This window comes from Streptomyces sp. NPDC001634 (genome assembly GCF_040298185.1).
Classification (GTDB): domain Bacteria; phylum Actinomycetota; class Actinomycetes; order Streptomycetales; family Streptomycetaceae; genus Streptomyces.
In genome coordinates this window covers 22,607-28,872 of record NZ_JBEOZU010000106.1, presented here as the reverse complement: position 1 = coordinate 28,872, position 6,266 = coordinate 22,607, and the positions used below count along the sequence as shown (strand labels likewise).

Annotated in this window: 5 protein-coding genes and 1 pseudogene; 3 read left to right on the top strand and 3 right to left on the bottom strand. The window is 70.1% G+C overall.

Features of this window, described 5'->3' with window-relative positions; all coding sequences use genetic code 11:
* Both ABT186_RS41415 and ABT186_RS41410 read right to left on the bottom strand, forming a co-directional pair.
* Positions 1-203, bottom strand: a pseudogene (locus ABT186_RS41415) (glycosyltransferase); the annotation flags it as partial.
* A gap of 229 nt (positions 204-432) precedes the next feature.
* Positions 433-828, bottom strand: a complete 396-nt coding sequence (locus ABT186_RS41410; protein ID WP_502973489.1) for a winged helix-turn-helix transcriptional regulator — start codon at positions 826-828, stop codon at positions 433-435.
* 142 nt (positions 829-970) lie between these two features.
* On the opposite strand from ABT186_RS41410, the gene ABT186_RS41405 reads away from it, so the two are divergent.
* The 3 genes from ABT186_RS41405 (at position 971) to ABT186_RS41395 (ending at position 5,357) form a co-directional block, all read left to right on the top strand.
* On the top strand, positions 971-1,816 hold the full coding sequence (locus ABT186_RS41405) for an NAD(P)H-binding protein (protein WP_351929507.1): 846 nt from the start codon (positions 971-973) through the stop codon (positions 1,814-1,816).
* A gap of 164 nt (positions 1,817-1,980) precedes the next feature.
* A complete protein-coding gene (locus ABT186_RS41400) occupies positions 1,981-2,301 on the top strand; it encodes a hypothetical protein (RefSeq protein ID WP_351929505.1) in 321 nt (106 codons plus the stop codon).
* Positions 2,302-2,339: 38 nt separating this feature from the next.
* Positions 2,340-5,357: an alpha-mannosidase gene (locus ABT186_RS41395; RefSeq protein ID WP_351929503.1), complete on the top strand. Its 3,018-nt coding sequence runs from the start codon at positions 2,340-2,342 to the stop codon at positions 5,355-5,357.
* 47 nt (positions 5,358-5,404) lie between these two features.
* Here the strand turns inward: ABT186_RS41395 and ABT186_RS41390 are convergent, their stop codons facing one another.
* Positions 5,405-6,106 carry a FadR/GntR family transcriptional regulator gene (locus ABT186_RS41390; RefSeq protein ID WP_351225112.1) on the bottom strand — a complete coding sequence of 234 codons (702 nt, stop codon included), beginning with the start codon at positions 6,104-6,106 and terminating at the stop codon, positions 5,405-5,407.
* Positions 6,107-6,266: the final 160 nt, after the last annotated feature.

The window sequence follows — 6,266 nt, the reverse complement described above, 5'->3', positions numbered from 1 at the left end:
GGCGTCGCCGCGGTCGTCAGCGCGCGCGCCGACCGGCCGACCGGCACCAGCGGCACACCGACACCGGCCAACCGCTGCGTGAACTCCTCGTCCGGCGGCGCGCACACCCGCGCCTCCGCGCCGAGTGCCCGCAACGCCACCGCGAGTCCCACCACCGGTTCGACGTCCCCGCGCGACCCATACGTCGACAACAACACACGCACTTCGTGAATCCCCCGTTTCCGCAGGTTCTGGCCTCGGCGGACGATTCTGCGGTACGACGGGGGCCTTGCCGCAAGCCCCCCAGTGCGCTATAAGTTGAGAGTGGCAAGGAGTGGGTAACCTCCTTGCCTTTGTCTTTTTCGTCTTTGTCTTTCCGCCGTTGCCTTTTTCGGCGGCCTGATGGCCGCACGGTCCGTCCCGGTCACCCGGGCCGGATTCTCCGGCGGCGTGTCACCCGGCCGATTGTGCGTCGTAGTCGTTCCGGGACCGCTCGACCTTGTCGAGGTTGTCGGCGGCCCATTCGGCGAGGTGCGCGAAGAGGGGGGCGAGGCTGCGGCCCAGTTCGCTGATCTCGTACTCGACCCGAGGCGGCACTTCCGGGTGGTAGGTGCGCACGATCAGGCCGTCGCGTTCCAGTTGTCTCAGCCGCTGGGTCAGCACCTTCGGCGTGATCTTGGTGATCCGCCGTTCCAGTTCGACGAAGCGCTGGCGGCCGTGGGCGTGCAGGGTCCACAGGATCGGTGTGGTCCAGCGGCTGAACACGATGTCCACAACCGGGCTGATCGGGCAGGCGAGTTCCGGGTCGCTCGCGGACGTCGTCCAGGTGGTGTCGGCAGCCATCGGCATCCCTTCGGGGTAGCCACTTTCCTCTAGGTACCTACTATACGAGCGATGTTAGCGTCGTCCCGTCGCCGGGGGAGCAGGGCCCGCAGGGGTTCACGCTCCGCCCGGGGCTCCCCAACAGTGTTGAAAAACAAGGGAGTTACTCATGTTCGTAGTGACGGGGGCGACCGGCAATGTGGGCCGGGCGCTCGTAGGGGCCCTCGTGGCGGCCGGTCAGCCGGTGACTGCCACGGCCCGGAGCATCTCGGACGCGGACGTGCCGGACGGCGTCCGGCAGCGGCGGGCGGACCTGACCGACCCGGAGAGCCTTCGGCCCGTGTTCGCCGACGCCGAAGCGCTGTTCCTGCAGAACGGCGGCGCCGCCGCGCACCTGCTCAACCCCCAGGACATCCTGGACGTCGCCAAGAACTCCGGCATCGAACGGGTCGTGCTGCTGTCCTCCCAGGGCGTGGTGACCCGGTCCGAGTCGGACTCCCACGGCGGCACGGGACGTGTCATCGAGGACAGCGTGCGGCAGTCGGGCCTGGACTGGACGATTCTGCGCCCCGGTGGCTTCGACTCCAACGCCTATGCCTGGGCCGAGTCGGTGCGCACCCGGCGGACCGTCGCAGCACCGTTCGGCGACGTCGGCCTGCCGACCGTCGACCCGGCCGACATCGCCGACGTCGCCGCGGCGGCGCTGCGCGGGAACGGACACACGGGACGGATCTACGAGTTGACCGGACCCGCGCTCACCACGCCCCGGCAGCGCGCCGAGGCGATCGGCGACGCGCTCGGCGAACCGATCCGGTTCATCGAGCAGACCCGCGACGAGGCCCGGGCGGAGATGCTGGCTTTCATGCCCGAACCCGTCGTCGAGACCACGCTCACCATCCTCGGCGTTCCCACCCCCGCCGAACAGCGCATCAGCCCCGACATCGAGCACGTGCTCGGCCGGGCGCCCCGCACCTTCGCCGACTGGGCCCGACGCAACATCGCCGCCTTTCGCTGAGGCCCACTTCACCGGGGCGGGTCGCTCGCCGCCCCCCTCGGGCCCGTACGCTCGGCGGCGAGCGCGACCCCGGTGCTCGCCCGCTCGATCAGCCGCGGCACCGGTACCTGCACAGTGCGCGGCACGATCCGCACGCCGGCCGTGCGTCTGGCAGCGGCGGCACAGTGCGCCGGCGCCTCGGCGGGCTCGCGGTCCGGGACGCTGCGACCACCCCCGCCGCCCGCACCGACCTGCGCATCACGGACGCCGACGGCGGCAGCCTGCGTTTCGCCTGGCAGGCCGCCCCCGGCCCCGTACGGCACTCCGAGCTGCACCGGATCCTGCCCGACGGCACGCGGCGCTTCCTCGGCGGCACCTGTCAGTCGGCGTACTACGTCGGCGGTCTCTCCGCCGAGCCGGACGAGAGCTCCGCACGGTTCGAACTGCGCGCGGTCGGGGAGCTCTACAACGTCGCGGCTCCCGCCACGACCTCGCACAGCTGGTAACACCCGGCACCCCGCACCCACACCCCACGGAGCGCCCCATGCATGACGACCGCACCCTGGTCGAAGCCCGCCTCAAGCGCGTCCTCGACGAGCGCATCCGCCCCGCTGTGTACCCCGAGTCCGTACCGCTGGATGTGGCGGTGTGGCACGCGCCCGGCGAGCCGGTGCCGGTCGCCGAGGGCCTGGCCGCCCCGGTCGAACCGATCGGGGTGGGCACGCGCTGGGGCGCCCCGTGGGGCACCAGCTGGTTCCGGGTGACCGGGACCGTGCCCGAGGCCTGGGCCGGTCGGACCGTGGAGGCCTTGCTGGACCTCGGCTTCGACGAGAACATGCCCGGATTCCAGTGCGAGGGCCTCGTCCACCGTCCCGACGGTACCCCGGTGAAGGGGCTGAACCCGCGCAACCAGTGGGTGCGCATCGGCTCGCACGTCGAGGGTGGCGAGAGCGTCGACCTGCGCATCGAGGCGGCCTCGAACCCGGTCATCCTCGACTACCGCCCCTTCCGGCCCACACAGCTTGGCGACCGGGAGACGGCGGGCGGCGAGCCGCAGTACCGGCTTGCACGCATGGATCTTGCTGTCTTCGACGAGACCGTATGGCAGCTCGTCCTGGACCTTGAGGTGCTCGGTGAGCTGATGGCCGAGCTTCCGGTGGAGTCGGCGCGGCGCTGGGAGATCCTGCGTGCGGTGGAGCGGGCGCTGGACGCGGTCGATCTGCAGGACGTGGGCGGATCGGCCGAACAGGCTCGTTCGCAGCTGACCGAAGTGCTGGCGTCGCCCGCGGCCCCCTCAGCCCACCGCATCAGCGCTGTCGGGCATGCGCACATCGACTCGGCGTGGCTGTGGCCGTTGCGCGAGACGGTGCGCAAGGTGGCCCGTACGACGTCCAACATGACCGCGCTCATCGAGGACGAGCCCGAGTTCGTCTTCGCCATGTCGCAGGCGCAGCAGTGGGCGTGGGTGAAGGAGCACCGGCCCGAGGTGTGGGCGCGCGTGAAGAAGACGGTGGCGGAGGGCCGGTTCGTTCCGGCGGGCGGCATGTGGGTGGAGTCGGACACCAATATGCCGGGCTCGGAGGCGATGGCCCGTCAGTTCGTGCACGGGAAGCGGTTCTTCCTCGACGAGTTCGGCATCGAGAACGACGAGGCGTGGCTGCCCGACACGTTCGGCTTCGCCGCCGGGCTGCCGCAGATCATCAAGGCGGCGGGATCCAAGTGGCTGCTGACGCAGAAGATCTCGTGGTCGCGGACCAACAAGTTCCCGCACCACACCTTCCTGTGGGAGGGCATCGACGGCACGCGGATCTTCACCCACTTCCCGCCCGTCGACACCTACAACTGCTCGATGAAGGGCAGCGAAATCGCCCACGCGGCACGGAACTTCAAGGATAAGGGGGTGGCGAGGCACTCGCTCGCGCCGACCGGCTGGGGCGACGGAGGCGGCGGCACCACGCGGGAGATGGTCGCGAAGGCGGCGCGGCTGCGCGATCTCGAAGGCTCGGCGACGGTGGTGTGGGAAACACCGGAGGAGTTCTTCAAGAAGGCGGAGGCGGAATACCCCCACCCGCCGGTCTGGGTGGGCGAGCTGTACCTGGAACTGCACCGCGCCACGCTGACGAGCCAGGCGAAGACCAAGCAGGGCAACCGCCGCAGCGAGCACCTCCTGCGGGAGGCGGAACTGTGGGCGGCCACGGCGGCCGTACGCACCGGATTCCCGTACCCGTACCAGGATTTGGACCGCATCTGGAAGACGGTGCTGCTGCACCAGTTCCACGACATCCTGCCCGGCTCGTCGATCGCCTGGGTGCACCGGGAGGCACGGGCGACATACGAGCGCATCGGCGGTGAGCTGACCGGGATCATCGAGGCGGCGCAGCGGGCGCTCGCCGGGGAAGGGGCCGTGCCGCTGGTGTTCAACGCGGCGCCGCACGCCCGCTGCGGAGTGCCGGCGGGCGGTGCAGGCACACCGGCCGGATCGGGCGAGGTGTCGCTCGTACAGCGGGCGGACGGCGGCTTCGTGCTGACCAACGATCTGCTGAGGGTGGAGATCGACGCGCGGGGACTGGTCGTCTCCTCGTACGACATCGAGGCCGACCGCGAGACGATCGCACCCGGACACGCCGCGAACCTGCTCCAGCTGCACCCTGACTTCCCGAATATGTGGGACGCGTGGGACGTGGACGAGTTCTACCGCAACACGGTCACCGACCTGCTGGACGTCCGGGAGATCGTGCCTGGTGAGGACGGCGCGTCGGTGCGGATCGTACGAAGCTTCAGCGCGTCGCAGGTGACCCAGGTGCTGTCGCTTGCGCCCGGGGAGCGGCGACTGGAGATCGACACCGAGGTCGACTGGCACGAGACGGAGAAGTTCCTGAAGCTGGCGTTCCCCCTGGACCTGCACGCCGAACGGTATGCGTCCGAGACACAGTTCGGACATTTCTACCGGCCGACACACACGAACACGTCATGGGAGGCAGCGAAGTTCGAGGCGTGCAACCACCGCTTCGTCCATGTCGAGGAGCCCGGCTGGGGTGTGGCCGTGGTCAACGATTCGACGTACGGCCACGATGTGACGCGGACGGTACGGAAGACGGATGCGGGTACGACCACGACGGTCCGCGTGTCCCTCCTGCGCGCCCCGCGATTCCCGGACCCGGAGACCGACCAGGGCGTACACCGCTTCCGGCACGCACTGGTGCCCGGAGCCACGATCGGGGACGCGGTGCGCGAGGGCTGGCGCATCAACCTGCCGGAGCGTCGGCTGACCGGCGCCCACGAGGTGACGCCGCTGGTGACCGTGGCGGAGGACGCGGTCGTACTGACCGCGGTCAAACTGGCCGACGACGGCAGCGGCGATGTGATCGCACGCTTCCACGAGTCCCGCGGCGGCCGTACGAGGGCCACGCTGACGGCGGACTTCGAGGTCGCTGCCGTGACGCCGACGGACCTGCTGGAGCGCCCGCTCGGCGACGCAGCGATCCCGGACCACGAGGGCAACCGGATCACGCTGCGACTGCGCCCGTTCGAACTGGTGACGCTGCGGCTCGAGCGAGCCTGATCAGCGACTGACAGGGACCCGGCGGGGGAGCGGCCCAATGCGCCCGCCTAGGGTCTGAGCTGGGACCGCAGCCACTCCTCCACCTCCCCCACATGCGCGGCCGCTGCCGCTCGTGCCGCCTCCGGGTCGTGCGCGACCAGCGCGCGGTGGATCGCCGCGTGTTCGCGGCGGGTGCGGGCGAAGGCGCCCTCCTCCTGGTAGCCGCGCCAGACACGGGCGCGGAATGTGCGGGAGGAGAGGCCCTCCAGGATCGCCGCCATCGTCTCGTTGCCCGCGGCGGCCGCGATCTCGCGGTGGAAGGCGAGGTCGTGGGCGAGGATCTCCTCCGGGTCGTCCGTCGCGTTCATCGCCGTCAGATGTTTCTCCACCTCGGCGAGCTGGTCGTCCGTGATGCGGGCCGCCGCGAGTGCGGTCGCCGTCGACTCCAGGATGCGGCGGACTTCCAGCAACTCGACCAGGCGCGGTCCCCGTGAGAGGTCCGCCACCACGCCGAAGGTCTCCAGGAGGTCCCCGGCCTCCAGTTGCGTGACGTAGATGCCCGAGCCGTGCCGGGCCTCCAGTACGCCGAGGACCGTGAGCGCGCGGATCGCCTCCCGCATCGAGCTGCGGGAGATGCCCAGCTGGGCGGCCAGATCGCGCTCCGTCGGCAGGCGCTGGCCCGGCTCCAGCCGGCCCTCGGCGATCATCGCCTTGATCTGTTCGATGGCGCGCTGCGTCACGGTGCCCTTGTAGGGGGCTGTCTCCTCCACGCCGCTCCTCCAGTCACTGGGTGCATCGGAGTCTAATCACCAAGGTGGTCGGACCACTAGGACCAAAAGGCAGGGAAACGTACGGTCGAAGGGTGTTCCGGCGGCGGAGTGGTCTGATAAGTATGCGTGCATCTGCTCGAACACGCTCAACGAGGAGCTG

Bases quoted from the DNA above. Each gene is read 5' to 3' on its own strand.
- ABT186_RS41395 (WP_351929503.1), top strand. From the start codon at position 2,340: ATGCATGACGACCGCACCCTGGTCGAAGCCCGCCTCAAGCGCGTCCTC.
- ABT186_RS41405 (WP_351929507.1), top strand. From the start codon at position 971: ATGTTCGTAGTGACGGGGGCGACCGGCAATGTGGGCCGGGCGCTCGTA.
- ABT186_RS41410 (WP_502973489.1), bottom strand. From the start codon at position 828: ATGCCGATGGCTGCCGACACCACCTGGACGACGTCCGCGAGCGACCCG.